This window comes from Marinobacter oulmenensis, from assembly GCF_014201735.1.
Lineage (GTDB): Bacteria > Pseudomonadota > Gammaproteobacteria > Pseudomonadales > Oleiphilaceae > Marinobacter > Marinobacter oulmenensis.
Genome location: NZ_JACHFE010000002.1, coordinates 474,027 through 496,011, shown reverse-complemented (window position 1 = coordinate 496,011; position 21,985 = coordinate 474,027). Strand labels below are relative to the sequence as shown.

At 60.4% G+C, this 21,985-nt stretch carries 17 protein-coding genes and 1 pseudogene; 10 read left to right on the top strand and 8 right to left on the bottom strand.

Annotated elements, in window-relative coordinates; all coding sequences use genetic code 11:
• Window positions 1-13 precede the first annotated feature (13 nt).
• From HNR38_RS05550 to cobA, 6 genes and pseudogenes are all read left to right on the top strand, one after another.
• The gene (locus HNR38_RS05550; protein ID WP_183700599.1) at window positions 14-1,246 is read left to right on the top strand and encodes an O-succinylhomoserine sulfhydrylase; all 1,233 of its coding nucleotides are present in this window, start codon (window positions 14-16) and stop codon (window positions 1,244-1,246) included.
• A 14-nt stretch (window positions 1,247-1,260) separates the two neighbouring features.
• Window positions 1,261-3,804, top strand: a complete 2,544-nt coding sequence (locus HNR38_RS05545) for a DNA translocase FtsK (protein WP_183700597.1) — start codon at window positions 1,261-1,263, stop codon at window positions 3,802-3,804.
• Window positions 3,805-3,814: 10 nt separating this feature from the next.
• A complete protein-coding gene (gene lolA / locus HNR38_RS05540; RefSeq protein WP_183700595.1) occupies window positions 3,815-4,471 on the top strand; it encodes an outer membrane lipoprotein periplasmic chaperone LolA in 657 nt (218 codons plus the stop codon).
• The gene (locus tag HNR38_RS05535; protein ID WP_281380363.1) at window positions 4,471-5,808 is read left to right on the top strand and encodes a replication-associated recombination protein A; all 1,338 of its coding nucleotides are present in this window, start codon (window positions 4,471-4,473) and stop codon (window positions 5,806-5,808) included. The genes lolA and HNR38_RS05535 overlap by 1 nt, the downstream gene beginning before the upstream one ends.
• Before the next feature lie 81 nt (window positions 5,809-5,889).
• Window positions 5,890-7,164, top strand: a complete 1,275-nt coding sequence (gene serS / locus HNR38_RS05530) for a serine--tRNA ligase (protein ID WP_183700592.1) — start codon at window positions 5,890-5,892, stop codon at window positions 7,162-7,164.
• Between the two features lie 74 nt (window positions 7,165-7,238).
• Window positions 7,239-8,015 (top strand): annotated as a pseudogene (gene cobA / locus HNR38_RS05525) (uroporphyrinogen-III C-methyltransferase); the annotation flags it as partial.
• A gap of 55 nt (window positions 8,016-8,070) precedes the next feature.
• Here cobA and HNR38_RS05520 read toward each other — a convergent pair.
• Window positions 8,071-9,144: a 3-deoxy-7-phosphoheptulonate synthase gene (locus HNR38_RS05520; RefSeq protein ID WP_183700896.1), complete on the bottom strand. Its 1,074-nt coding sequence runs from the start codon at window positions 9,142-9,144 to the stop codon at window positions 8,071-8,073.
• A gap of 224 nt (window positions 9,145-9,368) precedes the next feature.
• Here HNR38_RS05520 and HNR38_RS05515 point away from each other — a divergent pair, with 224 nt between their 5' ends.
• Both HNR38_RS05515 and HNR38_RS05510 read left to right on the top strand, forming a co-directional pair.
• Window positions 9,369-11,147, top strand: a complete 1,779-nt coding sequence (locus HNR38_RS05515) for a DUF1631 family protein (protein WP_246362389.1) — start codon at window positions 9,369-9,371, stop codon at window positions 11,145-11,147.
• A gap of 9 nt (window positions 11,148-11,156) precedes the next feature.
• Window positions 11,157-11,552, top strand: coding sequence for a PilZ domain-containing protein (locus tag HNR38_RS05510; protein WP_183700586.1), 396 nt, complete (start codon window positions 11,157-11,159; stop codon window positions 11,550-11,552).
• Window positions 11,553-11,615: 63 nt separating this feature from the next.
• Here the strand turns inward: HNR38_RS05510 and HNR38_RS05505 are convergent, their stop codons facing one another.
• From HNR38_RS05505 to gloB, 7 genes are all read right to left on the bottom strand, one after another.
• Window positions 11,616-12,401 carry an enoyl-ACP reductase FabI gene (locus tag HNR38_RS05505; RefSeq protein ID WP_183700584.1) on the bottom strand — a complete coding sequence of 262 codons (786 nt, stop codon included), beginning with the start codon at window positions 12,399-12,401 and terminating at the stop codon, window positions 11,616-11,618.
• 72 nt (window positions 12,402-12,473) lie between these two features.
• Window positions 12,474-14,072 carry an ABC transporter ATP-binding protein gene (locus HNR38_RS05500; RefSeq protein ID WP_183700582.1) on the bottom strand — a complete coding sequence of 533 codons (1,599 nt, stop codon included), beginning with the start codon at window positions 14,070-14,072 and terminating at the stop codon, window positions 12,474-12,476.
• Between the two features lies 1 nt (window position 14,073).
• Window positions 14,074-15,102 carry an ABC transporter permease gene (locus HNR38_RS05495; protein WP_183700580.1) on the bottom strand — a complete coding sequence of 343 codons (1,029 nt, stop codon included), beginning with the start codon at window positions 15,100-15,102 and terminating at the stop codon, window positions 14,074-14,076.
• Window positions 15,099-16,184, bottom strand: a complete 1,086-nt coding sequence (locus HNR38_RS05490; RefSeq protein ID WP_183700578.1) for a microcin C ABC transporter permease YejB — start codon at window positions 16,182-16,184, stop codon at window positions 15,099-15,101. Before HNR38_RS05490 ends, HNR38_RS05495 begins: the two co-directional genes overlap by 4 nt.
• A 38-nt stretch (window positions 16,185-16,222) precedes the next feature.
• The gene (locus tag HNR38_RS05485) at window positions 16,223-18,055 is read right to left on the bottom strand and encodes an extracellular solute-binding protein (protein ID WP_183700576.1); all 1,833 of its coding nucleotides are present in this window, start codon (window positions 18,053-18,055) and stop codon (window positions 16,223-16,225) included.
• 12 nt (window positions 18,056-18,067) lie between these two features.
• Window positions 18,068-19,771, bottom strand: a complete 1,704-nt coding sequence (locus HNR38_RS05480) for a lytic transglycosylase (protein ID WP_183700574.1) — start codon at window positions 19,769-19,771, stop codon at window positions 18,068-18,070.
• A 36-nt stretch (window positions 19,772-19,807) separates the two neighbouring features.
• Window positions 19,808-20,602, bottom strand: a complete 795-nt coding sequence (gene gloB, locus HNR38_RS05475; RefSeq protein WP_183700572.1) for a hydroxyacylglutathione hydrolase — start codon at window positions 20,600-20,602, stop codon at window positions 19,808-19,810.
• 115 nt (window positions 20,603-20,717) lie between these two features.
• Between gloB and HNR38_RS05470 the strand changes: the two genes are divergently transcribed.
• A complete protein-coding gene (locus tag HNR38_RS05470; RefSeq protein ID WP_183700570.1) occupies window positions 20,718-21,539 on the top strand; it encodes a class I SAM-dependent methyltransferase in 822 nt (273 codons plus the stop codon).
• Window positions 21,524-21,964 (top strand): ribonuclease HI, encoded by a 441-nt coding sequence (gene rnhA / locus HNR38_RS05465; RefSeq protein WP_183700568.1) that lies wholly within the window; start codon window positions 21,524-21,526, stop codon window positions 21,962-21,964. Before HNR38_RS05470 ends, rnhA begins: the two co-directional genes overlap by 16 nt.
• Window positions 21,965-21,985: the final 21 nt, after the last annotated feature.

Genomic DNA, 21,985 nt, shown 5'->3' with positions numbered 1-21,985 from the left:
GCTGGAGAGCCTGATGACATTCGGCCGTGACGAGCAAACCTGGATTCCCGAATCGGACCTTGAAGGCATGTCCCTGGAGACCCTGGCGGTCAGGGCGGGGCAGATCCGCACCGGACAGCTTGAACACAGTGACGCCATATTCCCGACCTCGAGTTTTGTCTACGGCAGCGCCGCCCAGGCGGCGGCACGGTTCGGCGGCGATGAGCCGGGCAATATATACTCCCGGTTCACCAATCCCACCGTGCAGGCATTCGAGTCCCGGATGGCAGCGATGGAGGGGGGTGAGCGAGCCGTTGCCACGGCCTCCGGCATGGCGGCGATTCTGAGCACCTGCATGTCGCTGCTCCAGGCCGGTGATCATGTGGTCTGCTCCCGGGGCGTGTTTGGCACCACCAATGTGCTGTTCCAGAAATACATGGCGCGCTTTGGCGTGGAAACCAGCTTTGTCAGCCTGACCCGGATGGACGAATGGCAGCAGGCCGTTCGCCCGGAAACCCGGATGCTGTTTATCGAGACACCGTCCAACCCACTGTGTGATGTGGCGGACATGGCGGCGCTGTCAGCACTGGCAAAAGCCAATGACGCGCTGTTTGTGGTGGATAACTGCTTCTGTACGCCGGTTCTGCAACGCCCGCTTGAGCACGGGGCGGATCTGGTGGTGCACTCGGCGACCAAATATCTGGATGGCCAGGGCCGTTGTGTCGGAGGTGTTGTTGTCGGTCCATCCCGTTACCTGGATGAAATCTACGGATTCATCCGTTCGGCGGGCCCAACCTTGAGTCCGTTCAATGCCTGGGTATTCCAGAAAGGCCTGGAAACCTTACCGATCCGTATGCGTGCTCACTGCGACAATGCGTTACAGTTGGCCCGCTGGCTGGATGCGCAGCCGACCGTGGCGCGGGTTTTTTACGCCGGTTTGGAGAGCCATCCCCAGCATGAACTGGCCAAGAAACAGCAGGACGGATTTGGTGGCGTTGTCTCATTTGAACTCGTTGGCGGTCGTGAACAGGCCTGGCGTTTCATTGATGCAACCCGGATGATTTCCATCACCGCCAACCTTGGTGACGTCAAGACCACCATTACCCATCCGGCGACCACAACCCATGGTCGTCTGTCCCCGGAAGTCAAAGAAAGGGCCGGCATCACCGAAGGCCTGATCCGTCTTTCTGTGGGCATTGAGGCCATTGAGGACCTTAAAACCGACCTCGGTCGGGGATTTGAGGCGATCGGCAACGAAACTCACTGACGGTTTTTGCATTCATGGCGGAATCAGGCAAAGCGACCAACACCACTGCTGAGATGACAGAGCAACAGCAACGCTTTCGCCGTCTGATGGCCCAGGGCGCCCGGGAGGGCGCGGTGCTGGCGCTGATTGTGTTATGCATCTATCTCGCCATGGCCCTGTTTACTTTCAGCACCTCCGATCCTGGCTGGGCCAGTATTGGCCATGATACCCAGGTCAACAACTACGCCGGGCGAACCGGCGCCTGGATCGCCAGCCTGCTGATGGATCTTTTTGGTCAGGTGGCCTGGCTGTTCCCAGCCATGGTGGCGGGTTATGCGCTATTGCTTGTGCGCCGCCGCAACCAGTCGTCGGATCTCCACTGGCCGTTGCTGCTGGTGCGTCTGGGCGGGTTTGTGCTGATTCTGCTGTCGGCCACCAGCCTGCTGTCGCTGTATTCCGTGTTCGGTCTTGGCGCGTCCTCCGGGGGGGTGCTGGGCACCGCGGTCTCCGAGGCGATGGTGCGTTTTTTCAACCTGCCGGCAACCACGCTGCTGCTGATCGCCATTTTCCTGTTCGCGTTGACGGTGACCACCGGCCTGTCCTGGTTCTGGCTCATGGACCAGGTAGGTGGTGTGGCCATGCAGGTGGCCCGGAAGGCCCAGGGCCTGTTTGCCCCCGGGAAGGCGAAGCCCGAGACAGCGAGCAAGGCAGCGCCCGGGCCGACGCCGCCGGTGGTCAAGGACCGGGTGGCAGAGTCCGAAGACAGCAAACCTGGCCTGCTCAAGCGCCTGTTCGGCCGGCGGAATAAGCCGGAGACTCATGACGATAAAGCGGACCGCAAACCCCGCCGGGAACCGGCCCTTGAGGCGCCGGCGAAGAAAATTCCGGAATCTGAGCTCGAGCCGATGGAAAGTTTCGGTGCCACCGATGACGATACCGTGGTGCCTGCCAAAACGGAGAAAAGTCAGGCTCGCTCGGTAAAGATCTCGCCGTTCCAGCGTAACGAAGAGAAATCCTCACCGAAAAAGTCGAAAGAAAAGCAGGGGTCGTTGCTGGAGGATATCGAAAGCGCGATTCCGCCGCTGTCACTGCTGGATCCCCCCGAGCAGAACAAGCAGATGGGCTATTCGGAGGAATCCCTTGAGCACATGTCGCGCCTGCTTGAGGAAAAACTGGCGGACTTCGGGGTCTCGATTGAGGTCGTCGAGGTTAACCCGGGCCCGGTAATCACCCGCTTCGAGATCAAGCCTGCCCCCGGTGTGAAAGTCAGCAAGATCTCCAACCTGGCGAAGGATCTGGCCCGCTCCCTGGCGGTACTGAGTGTCCGGGTGGTGGAAGTAATCCCCGGTAAATCCGTGGTGGGTATCGAGATTCCCAACGAGAGCCGGGACATTGTCCGCCTCAGTGAAGTGCTCGGTGCCCGTGTCTTTACCGATTCCTCGTCACCACTGACCCTGGCGCTGGGCAACGACATCGGTGGCAACCCCATGGTCGCCAATCTGGCCAAGATGCCGCACCTGCTGGTCGCCGGTACCACCGGCTCCGGTAAATCGGTGGGTGTGAATGCCATGCTGCTGAGCATGCTGCTGAAAACCACGCCCGAGGAAGTCCGCTTCATCATGGTGGATCCGAAGATGCTGGAGCTGAGCATCTATGAAGGCATCCCCCATTTGTTGGCACCGGTGGTGACTGACATGAAAGAGGCGGCCAATGCCCTGCGCTGGTGTGTCGCCGAAATGGAGCGCCGCTATCGCCTGATGGCCGCACTGGGTGTACGGAACATCGCCGGTTACAACAAGAAGGTCCGAGACGCCCGCGCCGAGGGTGAGCCCTTGCTGGACCCGCTATGGAAACCGGATGACCATCTGGCCAACGATGAGCAGGAGCGCCCGGAACTCGAGACGCTGCCGTTCATCGTGGTGGTGATAGATGAGTTTGCCGACATGATGATGATCGTCGGCAAGAAAGTGGAAGAACTGATTGCCCGGATTGCCCAGAAGGCGAGGGCAGCGGGTATCCATCTGATCCTCGCGACCCAGCGGCCATCGGTTGATGTGATTACCGGCCTGATCAAGGCCAACATCCCGACCCGGATTTCCTTCCAGGTTTCCTCCAAGGTGGATTCCCGGACGGTTCTGGATCAGGGTGGGGCGGAGCAGCTGCTTGGGCATGGTGACATGCTGTATCTGCCACCGGGCTCAGGGCTGCCGGTCCGGGTTCACGGGGCGTTTGTGGATGACGATGAGGTCCATCGTGTGGTGGAGGCCTGGAAAGCCCGGGGCGAACCCGAGTACGTCGATGATGTCCTCAACGGGGCAGAAGGGGAAAACCTGCCTGGCGTGCCGACCCTGTCCGATGGTGGCGGCGGTGGTGACGAGGGCGACGCCCTGTTCGACGAAGCGGTGGCCTTTGTCACCGAGAACCGCCGGGTGTCCATCTCCTCGGTCCAGCGTAAATTCAAGATCGGTTATAACCGCGCCGCCAATCTCGTGGACGCCATGGAAGCCGCCGGGGTGGTTAGCCCGGCCGGCCATAACGGTGCCCGGGAAGTCCTGGCGCCACCGCCTCCAAAAGACTAGGAGACGTTTTATGATCAGGCATGCCGCCTTCACCCTGTTTGCCGTGCTCTTGTCGATGGCTGTCATCGCCGGGCCGGCCAGTGCCCAGTCAGCATCCGAAAATGCGGCGCAGGAACTGACAGGGATTCTGCAGGACTACGAAACCTATCAGGCCGATTTCATCCAGATTCTGGTCAACGACAGGGGGCACCAGGTACAGGAGACCACAGGCCTTCTGAAAGCCAAGCGTCCCGGCTGGTTCTACTGGGAAACCGGTAACCCGCTGCCCCAGTATATTGTTAGCGATGGCGACAAGGTCGAGGTCTATGATCCGGACCTCGAACAGGTCACCATCCAGAGCCTTGATGAGCGGGTACAGAGTACGCCAGCCCTGCTGCTGACCGGTGAAGTGGACAACCTGAACGAAATGTACGAGGTCACCGAGAAGGATACATCGGTGGACGGGTACCGCGAGTTCACCCTGGTACCCAGGGCGCCGGATTCGCTGTTCACCTCGCTGCGTCTGAGCTTTCGGGAAGGGCAGTTGTCTGAAATGCGGATGGAGGACTCGCTGTCACAGCTCAGCATTCTCAGCTTTGACAATGTCCGGCTGAATGAACCCGTATCCGATGACGCCTTCCGCCTGGATTACCCGGAGGGCGTGGATATCATCCGGGACGGTCTCTGATGCAGGACAGCCTGTTTGAGTCGGAGGCCGGTTTTCAGCCGCTGGCCGCGCGCATGCGCCCGGAAACCCTGGACCAATACGTTGGCCAGGCACACCTGGTGGGGCCGGGAAAACCTCTTCGGCGGGCGGTGGAGCAGGGGCAACTGCACTCCATGATTCTCTGGGGGCCGCCGGGCGTTGGCAAAACCACCTTTGCCCGGTTGCTTGCCAATGTGGGGGACCTGTCTTTTGAAACCATCTCCGCCGTGCTCAGTGGCGTCAAGGAAATCCGGGAGGTGGTGGAACGGGCCCGCAACCGCAAGCACAGCCAGGGCCGCGACACCCTGCTGTTTGTGGATGAGGTGCACCGTTTCAACAAAAGCCAGCAGGATGCCTTCCTGCCTCACATTGAAGACGGCACCTTCATTTTCGTGGGCGCGACCACCGAAAACCCCTCGTTTGAGCTCAACAGCGCATTGCTGTCACGTACCCGCGTCTATGTCCTGAAAAACCTGGACACCGCCGATATCCTCGATCTGCTACGGCGGGCGCTGTCCAGTGAACAGGGCTTTGCCGGCCGCCTTGGGGTGGATGAGGATGTGCTCGAAACCATTGCCACTGCGTCTTCCGGCGATGCCCGGCGTGCCCTCAATATTCTGGAGGTGGCGGCGGATCTTGCCGAGCCGGATGCCGACGGTCAGGACAGGGTCGACGCCAGCACCCTTGAGCAGGTATTGCAGACAAGCCTGCGGCGCTTCGATAAGGGCGGCGATGTCTTCTACGACCAGATTTCCGCACTGCACAAATCGATCCGCGGCTCGAGTTCCGACGGGGCGTTGTACTGGCTGTGCCGGATGCTGGATGGTGGCTGCGATCCGCTTTACGTGGCCCGGCGTCTGGTGCGTATTGCCAGTGAGGACATTGGCAATGCCGACCCCCGTGCGCTTCAGATAACCCTGCAGGCCTGGGATGCCCAGGAGCGACTGGGCTCCCCGGAGGGCGAACTGGCCCTGGCCCAGGCGGTGACTTACCTGGCGCTGGCACCGAAGAGCAACGCCGTCTACAAGGCCTATAACCAGTGCATGGCGGATATTCGTCAGGACCCGGACCACGAGGTCCCGGTGCATCTGCGAAACGCGCCCACCAAACTGCTCAAAAGTATGGGCCATGGCGAGGAATACCGGTACGCCCACGACGAGCAGGACGCCTACGCCGCCGGGGAAGTGTACCTGCCCGAAGCCATCGCCGACCGGCGTTATTACCAGCCGGCGCCGAGGGGCCTGGAAATCAAACTGGGCGAAAAGCGCCAGCGGCTGGAAGCCCTGGATGCAGCAAGCGACCGCAAACGCTACACCTAGTGCCGCGCCGGGTGGCTTGCGCCGTCATGGCAGGTATAATGCCCCGATACACTCACTTGCTACCGTAGATTCAGGAAGAACATGCTCGACCCCAAACGTGTCCGTACAGAAACCGATGACGTCGCCCGCCGACTGGCGGTCAAAAACTTCGACTTTGATGTTGCCACTTTTGAATCCCTGGAACAGCGCCGCCGGGAAATCCAGGTGCGTACGGAATCACTGCAGAGCGAGCAGAACAAACGGTCCAAATCCATCGGCAAGGCCAAGGCTGCCGGGGAAGATATCAAACCGTTGCTGGATGAGGTCGAGAGCCTGAAGCAGCAGCGTGCCGACGCGGAAGAGGAACTGCGCTCGGTGCAGGAGTCCCTGAACGCCTTTTTTGCCGGCATTCCCAATATCCCGGACGAGGACGTGCCCGCTGGTGAGAGTGAGGACGACAACGTCGAGACCCGGGTCTGGGGTGACCGTCCTGAATTCACCTTTGAAGCCCGGGACCATGTGTCCCTGGGTGAGCAGCTGGGTGGACTGGACTTCGAGAAGGCCACCCATCTGGCTCACTCCCGGTTTGCGGTGATGCAGGGCCAACTGGCGCGCCTGCACCGTGCGCTGGCCCAGTTCATGCTCAACCTGCACACCGGGGAGCATGGTTATACCGAGGCCTATGTGCCGTACCTGGTCAATGCCAACACCCTGTTTGGCACCGGCCAGTTGCCCAAGTTCGAGGAAGACCTGTTCCGTACCGTGGGCGACAATCCGCTTTATCTCATTCCGACCGCGGAAGTGCCGGCCACCAACCTGGTGGCAGACACCATTCTTGACGACCGTGAACTGCCGCTGCGCATGGTCTGCCATACTCCGTGTTTCCGCAGCGAAGCGGGCTCCTATGGCCGGGATGTCCGGGGCATGATTCGCCAGCACCAGTTTGACAAGGTCGAACTGATCCACGTGGTGCGCCCGGAAGAGTCCGATCAGGCACTCGAGGAACTGACCGGCCATGCCGAGAAGGTCCTGCAGATGCTTGAGTTGCCGTACCGGGTGGTGACGCTCTGTGGTGGCGACCTCGGCTTTGCTGCGGCAAAAACCTATGACCTGGAAGTCTGGCTGCCGGGGCAGGGTAAATACCGGGAGATTTCCTCCTGCTCCAACACCCGGGATTTCCAGGCTCGCCGCATGCAGGCCCGCTGGCGCAATCCACAGACGGGCAAGCCCGAGCCGGTTCATACCCTCAACGGTTCCGGCCTTGCCGTGGGCCGTGCGATGATTGCGGTGATGGAAAACTATCAGCAGGAAGACGGCAGCATCCTGGTTCCGGACGTACTCAAACCCTACATGGGCGGCATTGAGCGCATTCAATGAGCGATGAGGAACGGGCGTTAGCGGGGCCGGATTCCACTGGCCCTGACGCGCCACCGAAGGACAGCCCCAACCCCGTAACCGGCAATCGCAATGATTCTGCCGGGGAGGTCGCCCTTGTGGGTGCCGGCCCGGGGGATCCGGAGCTGTTGACACTGAAAGCCCTGCGCCTGATCCAGTCCGCGGAGGTGGTGTTTTACGACCGCCTGGTGTCGCCGGAGATTCTTGCACTGATTCCTGACAGTGCCGAACGGGTTCACGTGGGCAAGGCTCGTTCCAACCACTCGGTTCCCCAGCCGGAAATCAACCAGATGCTGGTTGATCGGGCCCGAAAGGGGCATCGCGTGGTACGCCTGAAAGGCGGTGACCCGTTCATTTTCGGCCGTGGTGGCGAGGAGCTTGAAACCCTGAGCGCCGCTGGCGTCCGGTTTCAGGTGGTGCCGGGCATCACCGCTGCATCCGGCTGCGCCGCCTATGCCGGCATTCCACTGACCCATCGGGATTATGCCCAGTCAGTCCGTTTTGTGACCGGGCATCTGAAGAACGATACCTGCGATCTGCCCTGGCAGGACTTCGTCCAGAACAACCAGACGCTGGTGTTCTATATGGGGTTGGTGGGTCTGCCAATCATCTGTCGGGAGTTGATGGCCCATGGCATGTCTGTGGGCATGCCCGTGGCGCTGGTCTCGAAAGGAACGACACCGGAGCAGCAGGTCGTCACCGGCACGCTGGAGAGCATTACGGCAAAGGTTGAGAGCAGTGGCGTGAAGGCGCCAACGCTGGTGATTATCGGGCAGGTAGTGTCCCTTCGTGGCCAGTTGGACTGGCTGGGGGGCGATGCCGCCAGACCTTAGAGTCTGACGGCCGGCAGTCGGGACCCGAACCGGGACTGGTCGGGCCCTTTCCGTGTTATTTCACTCGCTTGGGCAGTACGTCCTTGAGCTTTTCGCGCATATCCCGCACGGCCTTTTCCGTGGTTTCCCAGTCAATGCATGCATCGGTGATCGAGACACCGTACTGCAGATCTTCCAGGTTGTCCGGAATGGACTGATTGCCCCAGTTAATATGGCTCTCCACCATCAGGCTCTGAATGGAGGTATTGCCTTCGAGGATCTGGTGGGTCACATCCTGCATGACCAGCGGCTGGATGGCCGGATCCTTGTTGGAGTTGGCATGGCTGCAGTCAATCATGATGGACTTGCGCAGTTTGGCCTTTTCCAGGGCCTGCTCGCACAGTGCCACGCTGACGGAATCGTAGTTGGGCTTGCCGCCACCGCCGCGCAGAACTGCATGGCCGTAGTCGTTGCCTTTGGTGCGGATGATCGCAACTTTGCCCTGCTGATCGATGCCCAGGAAGCTGTGAGGGTGCGAGGCGGATTTCATGGCGTTGACAGTCACATCCAGGCTGCCATCGGTGCCATTCTTGAAGCCAATGGCCATCGACAGACCACTGCTCATTTCCCGGTGAGTCTGGGATTCTGTGGTCCGGGCGCCGATGGCGGACCAGGCGATGGTGTCCTGCAGGTACTGGGGCGAGATCGGGTCGAGAGCTTCTGTCGCGGTTGGCAGGCCCAGTTCGTTGATGTCCAGCAGCAGGCGACGGCCGATGTGCAGGCCTTCCTCGATATTGAAGGTATCGTTCAGGTAGGGGTCGTTGATCAGCCCCTTCCAGCCAACCGTGGTTCTCGGTTTTTCGAAGTACACGCGCATGACCAGCAGGATGGTGTCACTGACTTCGTCCGCCAGTGCTTTCAGTCGATGGGCATAATCCATGGCGGCATCAACGTCGTGAATGGAGCAGGGGCCAATCACCACAAACAGCCGGTGATCCTTGCCGTCCATGACGTCGTAGATGGCCTGCCGGCCGTCGGCGACTGTTGCTGCGGCCTTGTCGGACAGCGGCATTTTCTCCTTCAGAGCTTCAGGCGTGATCAGTGCTTCCTGACTGGCGACGTTCAGGTTTTCCAGTTTGTTGCCGGACATTTCGTTGTGCTTCCCCGAAATCATGTTTCTATGCCTTCGGAACGGAAAGGATGATCCGTACCGAGGGGTGCGTGTAGACTCTCTCGAATGGCGCCGGTGCCCCGTTGCGGCAAACCCCGGCGAGTTGGTTATACTGCGTTATTTGCAGGCCCTTTTCAACGCTTCAGACCAGTGGGTACCGGATGACTCCAGCCGATGGGAAACCCGAGAAAAAGACAACAAAAATGGTGGTTTCAGAACCCGTCGACCGGATCATTTCCGGCATTCGCGTCCCCGAGCTTCCCTATCCGGCCACAAAGCTATCCGAAGAGTCCATTCCGGACTGGCAACCGCTGCTTTCCGGTTGCTGGGATCGGCAGCTGGACCAGCGGGTAACCCATATCCTGAACCAGCAGGATGAGACATGGTCAGTCCGTCAGGTCAACGCTGCCTATCTCTCTGACCGCATCATGGATGTGTTTCTGAAAACCAGTGGTCTGCATCCATCCCTGATCAGCCGGGTGGCGCGTCTGCGCTTCTGGCTGGCCTGGCGGTTGAACCTGGCCGGGGCCGGCGCATTCAGCCAGATACTGCTGAAATGGCTGGACAGTCTCCAGGAATGGCGAGGATGGAGCGATACCGGCGGCCGTTCCACACGAGCCATGCAGCAGCAGTTCGATGCTCTGGTACAGGCCGTGGCCCAGAGCTTCGCCCGGCAATCAGCGGAGTCGGTGGAGGCCTTCTGCCAGGAATGGCTGAAGGACGCAGAGAAACGGACGGGTCAGGTTCGCAAACTCAGTGAACGACTGCTGGAAACGGAAATGGGCGCCTCACGCCAGAGAAAGGCCGACCAGGTGGCCCGGGCTCTGATTGGCCGTGCGCTCTCCGGGCGTCAGCTGCCGTCGGCGATGGCCCGGTTCATACTGGAGCACTGGTACCGGGTGCTGAAACAGAGCGTCTGGGCTGACGGGGTGGACAGCGAGCTGTACCGTCATGCCAACAAACTGCTGGAATGGCTGGTGTGGGCAGGCGATCCCCAGCTGTCCGGCCAGGATAAAGGGCGGCTCTACCACGTCGGGGAACAGATAGAAGACCGGATCTGCCACGTATGGCAGCGCGCGTTTGATGAGGAGCCTCCGGAGGCGGCTTTGCACCAGGTGCAGGCCGAGATTGTTGCCCGGGTACGCGGGGATGAGCCCCGCCTGGTTAATGCGCTTCCTGAAGGCGGACGTTTCTCCTGGGATAGCGAATGGCTGTCGCTGGTGCCGATCGACCCTGAAGCCGCTACAGACTATCAGCATCGCTGGTACGTCCAAGGTGTAGGGGAAGGGGAACAGCGACGTTATTTTTTCGCGTTGCTTGAAGCCAGCCAGGAAGTGCTGTGGACCAATGGGGTTGGTGCCCGGTTGGGGCTCGAACCCTGGTCTGCCTTCCTGGCCGGTGTCGAGTCAGGGCGGTTACGGCCGTTGCCGGCACCAACACCGTTTGGAGAAGTTCTCGACGAAACGGTGACGGTCCTCGTGGGGGTCTGTGAGAAACAGCGCCGCAAGAGGGAACAGGCTGCCCAGGAAGCGAGGGAACGCGCTGAGGCTCTGCGCCGGAAGAAGGCAGAGGCCGAGCAACGGCGCAGGGAGGAAGAAACCCTGCGTGAGGCCGAGGTGGAACGCCAACGGCTGGCTGCGGAACAGCAGCGGCAGGCGGATGAGCAGGCCCGTCGGGAGCAGGAGCGCCAACAACTGGAATTTGCCGCCGCCCGGGCAGTGGACGGGCTGGGCCTGGGTGGCTGGATTGCGGTCGCGCCGGAGGAAGGACAGGAACCCCAACGCCTCAAGCTGGCGGTGAAGATCGCAGCCTCGTCCAAGTTTGTGTTTGTGGACCGGCTTGGCCTGAATCGACGGGAATACCGCCGGGAAGAGCTGGTGGCCGGCGTCGTGGATGGCCGTATCCGTCTGCTGGGCAGTGCTGCCGAGTTCGATGACACCCTAAGTCGGGTGGTTGGCCGTATCCGCGTTGGTCGAAACTGAGGAGCACAGATGTCAGATCAGGATTACGCCTTTGGCACAGGACAGGAACCGGACGAGGAGCATCGGACCGAATACCGTCTGACTGCAAAGGCCAGCGCCAGAATCAGGCTGGCGTCGGCAGATCCGGACACGGTCGCCAGCGATGAAGAGTTCACCTGTGGTATCCGGGATATCTCGGCCCAGGGTTTCCGGATTATGGCTGACACGGCGGTTACCCCGGGTTCACTGCATGAAACGGTCGTTACCCTGGATGGATTGGCACAGATGCAACTTATCGTAGAGGTTATCTGGTGCCGGCCAGCAGAGGATGGCGGTTACCTGATGGGAGTGAAAGTACTGGAGTCGGATGACACCGACTATCTGGACTGGCTGGAAGCCGTGGCGGACGCTCTGTCTGCGGATTAGCGAAACAGGGAGAGGAAGCAGGGCCGGCACACAGACCGGCCCCTCACTCGGCAGTACCGTGCTTCAGTCTTCGAGTTCACCCATGCCGGTGATATTGAAGCCGCCATCCACGTACATGATCTCGCCGGTAATACCGGAGGCCAGATCAGAGGCCAGGAACGCCGCTGCGTTACCCACCTCGTCGGTGGTTACGTTCCGGCGCAACGGGGCACGGCGGGCGTTTTCCGCCAGCATGCGACGGAAGCTGGCAATGCCTGAAGCGGCCAGGGTCTTGATCGGGCCGGCAGAAATGCCGTTTACCCGGATGCCGTCTTTGCCCAGGCTGGCAGCCATGTAGCGAACGTTGGCTTCCAGAGAGGCTTTAGCCAGTCCCATCACGTTATAGTTCTGCAGCACCTTCTCGGCACCCAGGTAGCTCAGGGTCACCAGGCTGCTGCCTTCGTGCATCATCTCCCGGGCGCCTTTGGCCAGGGCGACAAAGCTGTAGGAGCTGATATCGTGGGCGATCTTGAAGCCTTCACGGGTGGTGACGTCCACGTAGTTACCGTTAAGCTCATTGGCTGGCGCGTAACCAACCGCGTGGATGATGATGTCGATGTTGTCCCAGTGCTTTTTCAGTTCCGTGAAAACGTTGTCGATTTCCTCGTCACTGGCAACGTCGCAGGGGAAGGTGAGCTGGCTACCCCACTGGTCCGCGAATTTTTCCACGCGCGACTGGAGTTTTTCGTTCTGGTAGGTGAAGGCCAACTCGGCGCCTTCACGGGCAAAGGCCTCGGCGATTCCGTAGGCAATGGAGTGTTTGCTGGCGACACCGACAATCAGTGCTTTTTTGCCACTGAGCATACCCATGGGTTCTGGCTCCCTGTGTGTTTTCTTTGGTTTCAATAAATTATCCCCGACCGGCGGCGGTCCGGGTAACGGTCAATTGGTCGTAGTCTGGTAGAACAGAGCGGCCTGCAGCAGCTCCCGGGTGTAGGTATTTTCCGGGGTGTTGAAGATCCCCGACGCTTCCCCGTATTCCACCACCTGGCCATCCTGCAACACCAGCAACTGATGGCTGAGGGCGCGCACGACCGCCAGATCATGGCTGATGAACACGTAGCTTAGCCGATATTGCTGCTGAAGGCTGCGTAACAGTTCAATCACCTGCTTCTGGACGGTCCGGTCCAGGGCCGACGTGGGCTCGTCCAGTATGATCAGTTCCGGTTGCAGCACCAGAGCACGGGCAATGGCGATGCGTTGGCGCTGGCCGCCGGAGAACTCGTGAGGGTAACGGTGCCGGGCTTGTGGGTCCAGACCAACATCCGTCAGCGCCTGAATCACCCTGTCCCGATGCTGCGCCCGATGTTCCGGATCATGGATTTCCAGCCCCTCACGTACGATTTCCTCAATTGACATGCGCGGACTCAGGCTGCCGAACGGATCCTGGAACACGATCTGCACCCGCCGGCGCCAGGGGCGGAAGTCCTTCTGGCTCATCGGGCCGAGATCGGTCCCGGCAAAGCGGATGTGTCCGGTGGCCGGCGCCAGTTTCAGCAGGGCATGGCCGATGGTCGTTTTACCACTGCCGCTTTCTCCGACGATGCCAAGGGTTTCCCCGGGCCGTACCTGGAAACTGACCTGTCGTACCGCGTGGAACTGTTCCCGTGGCCGGCCGAAAAGCGAGCGGCGCAATACGAAATTGACGGACAGGTCCCGGACTTCAAGAAGCGGTTCACTATTCTCCGACAGACCGGGGGGCTGCTCGGGAGGCTCGGCATCAATGAGCTTGCGGGTGTAGGGATGGCTCGGCGCGCTGAACAGATCTCCGGTTACGCCTTCCTCAACCTTTCTGCCGTGCTCCATGACCACGACCCGGTCTGCATAGCGGCGCACCAGCCCCAGATCATGGGTAATCAGAAGCATGGCCATGCCCAGTTTCTTCTGCAGCGAGCGCAGCAGTTCCAGTACCTGTTTCTGTACCGTCACATCAAGAGCCGTGGTGGGCTCGTCGGCAATCAACAGCTCCGGGTCGTTGGCCAGGGCCATGGCGATCATGACCCGTTGTTTCTGGCCTCCCGACAGTTGATGGGGATAACTCTTCAGCCGGCGTTCGGGCTCGGGAATGCCCACCAGATTCAGCAGCTCGATACAGCGCTGGCGGGCTTTCGGGCCTCGCAACCCCTTGTGTAACTCCAGGGTTTCGCTGATCTGCTTTTCAACCGTATGCAGCGGGTTGAGCGATGTCATCGGTTCCTGGAAGATCATGCTGATCTTCCAGCCCCGGATCTGGCGCAGGCGTTTTTCTCCGGCCTGCAGCAGGTTTTCACCCTGATAATGAATGCTGCCAGAGGGGTAGCGGGCGTGTCGCTCATCCAGCAGCCTCAGCACCGACAGGGCAGAGACCGACTTGCCGGAACCGCTCTCACCAACCAGCGCCACGGTTTCGCCGGCCCCGACGGAGAAGGACAACTGCTCGACGACAGCCGGTTTGTCATCAAACCCGATGGTCAGGTCACGGACGGTCAGCAGATCGGTCATATCAGTTCTTCCTGGGGTCAAAGGCATCGCGAACCGATTCACCCACAAACACCAGCAGTGTCAGCATCAGGGCCAGGGAGACAAACGCCGAGATGCCCAGCCAGGGCGCATGCAGATTGGCCTTGCCCTGGGCGATGAGTTCGCCCAGCGACGGCGACCCCGAGGGTAGGCCAAAGCCCAGGAAATCCAGCGAGGTCAGGCCGGTAATGGCGCCGGTGAGAATGAACGGCAGGAAGGTGAGGGTGGCTACCATGGCATTGGGCAGGATATGCCGGAACATGATCCGACGGTTGTCCAGGCCCAGGGCCCTGGCGGCTTTGACATACTCGAAGTTTCGGGCGCGCAGGAACTCCGCCCTGACCACATCCACCAGCCCCATCCAGCTGAACAGCAGCATAATCCCAAGCAGCCACCAGAAGTTCGGCTGGACGATGGAAGAGAGAATGATCAGCAGGTAGAGCATGGGCAGGCCGGACCAGACCTCGATGAAGCGCTGGCCGAGCAGATCGACCTTGCCGCCGTAATAGCCCTGGACCGCGCCCACGATGATGCCGACCACACAACTGGCCAGCGTGAGGGTGAGGCCGAAGAGCACAGAAATGCGGAACCCGTAGATTACCCGGGCCATGACGTCCCGGCCCTGGTCATCGGTGCCCAGCCAGTTAACCGCACTGGGCGGGGCTGGTGAGGGCACGTTGAGGTCGTAGTTTATGGTGTCGTAGCTGAAGCGAATCGGCGGCCATACCATCCAGCCGTTGGCCCGGATTTCATCGGCAATGAATTCATCCCGGTAGTCGGCCTCGGTGGGCAGAAAGCCGCCAAAGGTTTCCTCCGGAACCGTCTGGACCACGGGAAAGTACCAGTTGCCCTGGTACGACACCACGAGCGGGCGGTCATTGGCGATCAACTCGGCACCCAGTGACAGCCCGAACAGTAGCAGAAACAGCCACAGTGACCAGAACCCTCGCCGGTTACTACGGAAGTTCGCCAGGCGTCGCTGCTGGATCGGGGTAAGCTGGGCCCGGATCATGCGCCCTCCCGGCTTTCAAAGTCGATGCGCGGGTCCACCAGGACATAGGTGATGTCGCTGATCAGCTTCAGTATCAGCCCCATCAGCGTGAAGATGTAGAGCGTGCCGAAAATGACCGGGTAGTCCCGGTTGAGTGCAGCTTCAAACCCCAGCAAACCAAGGCCGTCCAGTGAGAAGATCACTTCAATTAGCAGGGATCCGGTGAAGAACAGAGACACCAGAACCCCCGGCAGGCTGGCAATAACGATCAGCATCGCATTGCGGAAGACATGGCCGTAAAGCACCTGTTTTTCCTCCAGCCCTTTGGCCCTGGCCGTGACCACATACTGTTTGCTGATCTCGTCCAGGAAGGAGTTCTTGGTCAGCAGGGTCAGGGTGGCGAAGCCGCCGATGACGTTGGCGGTGACGGGCAGCGCCAGATGCCAGAAATAATCCCCGGCCTTCTGGTACCAGGTCATCTGTTCGAAGTCGGGGGAGGTGAGGCCCCGGAGCGGGAACCAGTCAAAATAGCTGCCGCCGGCGAACAGAACGATCAGCAGGATGGCGAACAGAAACCCGGGGATCGCATAACCCACGACAATGGCTGAACTGGTCCAGACATCGAAGCGGGAGCCGTCGGTCACCGCCTTCCGGACGCCCAGCGGAATGGAAATCAGGTAGATGATCAGGGTGGACCAGAGCCCCAGAGAGATGGAGACCGGCATCTTGTCGATGATCAGCTCCACCACGCTTCGGTCACGGAAGAAGGAGTCGCCGAAATCGAAAGTGGCGTAGTCGCCCAGCATCTTCAGGAAACGTTCGTGGGCGGGCATGTCAAAGCCGTACATCTCTTCGATGTCTTCGAGCATTTCCGGAGGTAGCCCGCGGGAGCCCCGGCTGTCGCCGGAACCGCTGGCCACCTCCCCGCCGGTGTCGCCACCGCTGGCCCGGGCAAGGGCGCTGCCGCCATGCCCCTCCATCTCGGCGATCAACTGTTCAACCGGCCCACCGGGCGCTGCCTGCACAATGATGAAGTTCAGCAGCATGATTCCCACCAGCGTGGGGATGATCAATGCCAGGCGTCGGAGTATGTAGATGCCCATCCAGGCGGAATCCTTCCTTTACGGTCGTCTTGCCGGGATCAGGGGTTGATCCACCAGTTGTCGATATCAACGCCATTCTTGGGTGTGGTTTCCGGGCGCTGCAGCTTGTTCCAGTACGCCACTCTGTCTTTGGCCAGATACCAGTGGGGGATCACATAATGGCCGTGGAGCAGGACGCGGTCCAGGGCTCGCGTGCGCTCTACAAGTGCTTTGCGGTCCGGCGCCTGGATGACCATCTCCACCAGTTCATCCACGACCGGATCACTGACACCCATGTAGTTCCGGGAGCCGGTTACATCGACGTTGTCCGAATGCCAGAAGCTGCGCTGTTCGTTGCCGGGCGAGTCCGACTGGGGGATGCGCTGGGTGATCATGTCGTAGTCGAAGTTGCGTACACGCTGGACATACTGGTTGCTGTCCACCAGACGCACTGTGACATCAATGCCGAGCTTGGCCAGGTTCTGTTTGAAGGGCAGAACAACCCGTTCAAAACTTTTCTGGAACAGCAGGATTTCGAACGCCAGCGGCGCTCCGGTGTCGGTGTTGACCATGCGCCCGTCCTGAATACGGTAACCGGCCTTGCGCAAAAGGGTCAGCGCGGTGCGCAGGTTGTCGCGCATACTGGTGTCTTTGCTGGTATCCGGTGGCGTGTATTCGCTGTTGAATACGGCGTCGGGCAGTTGATCACGGAACGGTTCGAGGAGCTCAAGTTCCCGTCCTTCGGGCAATCCCGAGGAGGCCAGTTCGCTGTTCTCGAAATAACTGGTGGTACGGGAGTATTGACCGTAGAACAGGTTGGTGTTGGCCCAGCGGAAGTCAAAACCATAGGCCAGAGCCTGGCGCACCAGCGGCTCCTGAAATACTTTCCGGCGAGTATTGAAGGCAAATCCCTGCATGCCCATCGGGCGGTGATGCTCGATGGCGGCCTTGGTGATCCGGCCTTCATCGAAGGCGTTACCGGTATAGGCGGTGGCCCAGTTCTTGGCGGAGAATTCGCGGCGGTAATCGAAATTACCGGCTTTGAACGCCTCCAGGGCGACGGTGTCGTCGTTATAGTACTCGTATTCAATACGCTGGAAGTTGAATCGGCCTTTACGCACCGGCAGATCTTCGGCCCAGTAGTCGTCGACCCGCTCGTAAGTGACTGAGCGGCCGGCCTCAAAGTTGGCAATACGATAGGGGCCGCTGCCCACGGGCACCGCCAGACCGCTGGACTCAAAATCACGGTCCTGCCAGTCGTGTTCCGGCAGTACCGGCAACTGGCCAAGAATCAGCGGAAGTTCACGGTTGCCGGACACGTCGAAATCGAAACGGATCCGGTGTGGCCCCTCAACGGTGACTTCGTCCACGTTTGCGTAATAGTTGCGGTAGAACGGATGCCCCTCGGTGGTCAGTATCCGGAACGAGAATTCCACATCCGACGCGGTGATCGGCTCGCCGTCCTGGAACCGGGCCTCCGGGCGGAGATTGAAGACGATATAACTGCGGTCATCCGGGACCTCGACGCTTTCGGCGATCAGACCGTATTCGGAGAAAGGCTCGTCGTCGGAGGGGACCATGAGCGTGTCGTAGACATAGTTGCCGATCCCGCTGGCTGATACACCCCGGACCACGAACGGGTTGAAGCTGTCGAAGCCGTTTGAGACCTCTGAAACCCGAAGGGTGCCGTTCTTGGGGGCGTCCGGATTGACGTAATCGAAGTGCCGGAAGTCCCGGGGATACTTGAGTTCGCCGTGCATGGCGATGCCATGGGAGGCTGCGGGAGCGTCACCACCCTGACTGTCGGCCTGGGTTACCGTTGAAGCGGTAACCAGGCAGGCAGCGCCGAGCAGGGTGGTCAGAAAAGACGGTGCTTTCCGGATTTTTGTCATGGTTCTCAAACGTTAGGGGCTGTTTCTGATGTCCACGTAGAGTACCAGACTTTGTCCGGGTTGCAGATAACGGTCGGTATTAAGATCGTTCCATGAAGCGATGTCGCCAACATTGACCGAAAAACGGCTGGCGATGGCGGACAGGGAATCGCCGCTGCGGACCCGATAGCCCACCTTGCGAACCATGCCGTCACTGCTGCGGGCTGCTGTCGACGAGGTGGCCTGCTGGGTTTTCGACCAGATCACCAGTTCCTTGCCCGGGATCAGTGGGTCCCCTGGCGCCATGCCATTCCAGGCAGCCACCTGACGAACGGTGACCCGGTGCTCACGGGCAATGTCCCAGAAGGTATCGCCACGGCGAACCCGGTAATGCACCTTGCTGCCCTGGCGTTTGCGGTCCTGGATGCGTTCAACCCGCTGGGACTGGCTGAGGGCATAGGCATCCGAGCCCTTGCTGGCAGATGGAATCAGCAGTTGCTGGCCGATCCGGATCAGGTCCGAATCCAGTTTGTTGACCTGCTGAATCACCCTGGGGGTGGTGGAGAACTTGCGGGCAATCGTGATCAGGCTGTCACCACTCTGCACGGAATAGTTGCGCCAGGACACACGCTCACCCTCCGGGAATTCAGCCAGGGCGGCGCGGAAGGTATCTGCGTTTTCCCGGGGCACCAGCAAACGGTGTGGACCGTCCGGGTTGGTTGCCCAGCGGTTGTAGGAGGGGTTCAGCAGATAGATTTCATCCACGTCAACGCCCGCCAGATCGGCTGCCTGGGCGAGATCCAGCTGAGAGCCGGTCTCAACGACTTCGAAATAGGGCTCGTTCTTGAGGGACGGCAGATCGATGTCGTAGGCCTCAGGGTTATCGATGATCTTGGCCAGTGCGATCAGTTTGGGGCCGTAGTGCCGGGTTTCCCGGGGCAGTGACAGAGACCAGAAATCCGTCGGCTTGCCGGCGTTACGGTTGCGGCGCATGGCGCTTGAAACCGTGCCGCCACCGGAATTGTAGGCCGCCAGAGCCAGCATGTAGTCGCCATCGAAACGGTTTGCCAGCCTTTCAAGGTAGGTGAGTGCCGCGTCGGTTGCGGCCAGCACGTCGCGGCGGTCATCGTGCCACCAGCTCTGGGTGAGCCCGAAGTATTTGCCGGTGGAGGGAATGAACTGCCACAGGCCGGCGGCACGACCATGGGAATAGGCAAACGGATCAAACGCACTTTCCACAATGGGCAGCAGGGCGTACTCGCCTGGCAGGCCACGTTCTTCGGTGGTCTCGATGATGTGATAGAGGTACCGGCTGCCCCGTTCCACCACCCGGTCGATGTAGCCGGGGTGTCTTACATACCAGTTCAACTGGGCCTGAACCCGCGGATTGTCGACGCTATGGTCCATGGCAAAACCGGAGCGCAGGCGATCCCAGAGATCGGCGTCTTCGGCTTTGGCTTCCGCCTGCTTCGGGGACTTTTCAAGGCGACGTCGGGAGTCTTCCGCCTGGGCCTGAAGTTCCGGGGAAATGGCGTCGTCCAGGCGGGTATTTTCCCCTTCAGGATTGTCATCGCCGGATTCCACGGAGGCTTTGAGTTCATCATCGCCGGTGGCGATCACCAGTTTGTCTGAGTCGACCGGGTCAGCATCGGCGGTGTCGTTGTCCCGGGGCAGAAGGCTGCAGGCTGACACCAGCATGGAGAACAGCAGCAGCCAGCAAAGTCGTTTAACCGTCATGGTAGTGATTCCGGAATAGCGTGATTGAACGGGGGTTTAGAAATTGTCCTTGCCATGGCGCACGGCGGCAAATACCAGTGCTGGGGTCCCGGTTTCCAGGTTGTGATCCGCGCTGTAAGTCTCGGCTGCGCGAATCACCTCGGGGTCGTCCCAGCGCAGGAACGGGTTGAGGGTCCGTTCCTGCTCCACGGTGGTGGGCAGGGTTGGCTGATTTTTCTCCCTCAGGCCCAGACAGTGGTCCTCGAAAGCGGCCAGCTCCTTGTCATCCGGCAGCCAGTGGCGGGAGAAACGGAGGTTGGCCAGGGTATATTCATGGGCGCAGTAGACCGCGGTTTCCCCGGGCAGCTCGCGCAGCGATGCCAGCGAATTGTACATCTGTTCGGGTGTGCCCTCGAACAGCCGGCCACAGCCGCAGGCAAACAGGGTATCCCCGCAGAAAAGCACCGGGCGCCCTTCAACCCGGGCCGCGGCAAAGTAGGCAATATGGTCCAGAGTGTGCCCCGGTACCGCCATCACGTCAAAGGTCAGTCCCTGCCAGACCACCTGGTCGCCGGGATGCACGGTGCGGTCGACCGCTTTGAAAGGGGAGTCTGCCGGCCCGACAACCCGGGTATCCGGATGGGCTTCCACCAGGTGGCGGATACCGCCGGTGTGATCCGGATGATGGTGAGTGACCAGAATGGTGTCCAGCGTCAGGCCCCGGGCCTCGAGAAACCGCTCAACGGGTTCGGCCTGGCCCGGATCCACCACCAGTACGGTACCGGACTCGGAATCGCAAAGGCACCATATGTAGTTGTCGGAGAAGGCGGAAACGGGATGAATACTGAACATGCAGACCCCATGTGCTCGTTGATTGTGCCTGTTATGATAATGCAACAGACGCGCTGTCCCAAGAACGGGGATCAAGTTCAGCTGGTCAGTCGGTATCCAATTGAGGGCTAACGGCTTGAAAAAAAAACCAACGGTGGACTATTCCGCCCGTCATGACAGTTTCGAAAGATGGTTCCAGACCCCGCTGGGCCGGTCGTTGCTGGCCAGCCAGCGGGCAGTGCTGGATCACGAACTGGGCGCGATGGCGGGTGCGCGGCAGCTGCAGGTGGGGGTCAGTCACCGTTTGCCGCTGGCAACCTCGACGGATTTTGCCCAGAAAATCATCACCACGCCGGCATGGCACCCGAACATGCCGGACGGTGCCGCCGTCTGCGACGCGGACGAACTGCCCTTCCCGGGTGACTCCATGGATCTGGTGGTTCTGCATCACACCGCCGATTTCTCGCCCTATCCGCATCAGGTACTGCGGGAGGCGGCACGTGTGCTCCGGGGAGAAGGGGTTATTGCCCTGATTGGCTTCAATCCTTTCAGCCTCTGGGGTGTCAGGCATCTGCTGTCTCGCCAGCGTCAGGGGCCCTGGGGCGGCCGTTTCCTGATGCGTTCGCGGATGGAGGACTGGCTGACGTTGCTTGGTTGTGAAATGGAAAGTTCATTCACCCATTTCTGCAGCCTTCCGCTACAGCGCCGGCACCGCCGTTCCGGTCCCGGCAGGGCGAAAAGGAAATGTAACGCCAACCTCCTGCCAGTGGGCGCCTATTACTGTATCCTTGCCCGCAAACGCGTGCCTGCCCGTATCGGGAAACGCAGATCCTGGCGACGGGCCAATGTATTGCCGATACCGGGTACCATTGGCGCTCCCACAGGATGTGCCGGACCATCCGGGCACGCAATAGGACAGAAACGCACAGGCCGGGAGAACGAATGGCAGGCAAAGTAGTGTTGTATACGGACGGGGCCTGCAAAGGCAATCCGGGGCCGGGTGGCTGGGGCGTCGTGCTGCGTTACGGCGGCGCCTGCAAAACCCTTCATGGCGGTGAGAAGCAGACCACCAATAACCGCATGGAACTGATGGCCGCGATCCAGGGGCTGAGAACGCTCAACCGGGCCTGTGAGGTTGAGCTCTACACTGATTCACAGTACGTGCGCAAAGGTATCACCGAGTGGATGGCAGGCTGGAAGCGCAATGGCTGGAAAACAGCGGCCAGAAAGCCGGTCAAGAATGCCGATCTCTGGCAGGAACTGGACCAGGAAGTGGCCCGTCACAGCATCAACTGGCACTGGGTCAAAGGCCACTCCGGCAACCCCGATAACGAACTGGCCGATGAGCTGGCCAATCGGGGTGTGGACGAACTTTCCGGCTGAATGCCAGTCAGCCGGGACAGA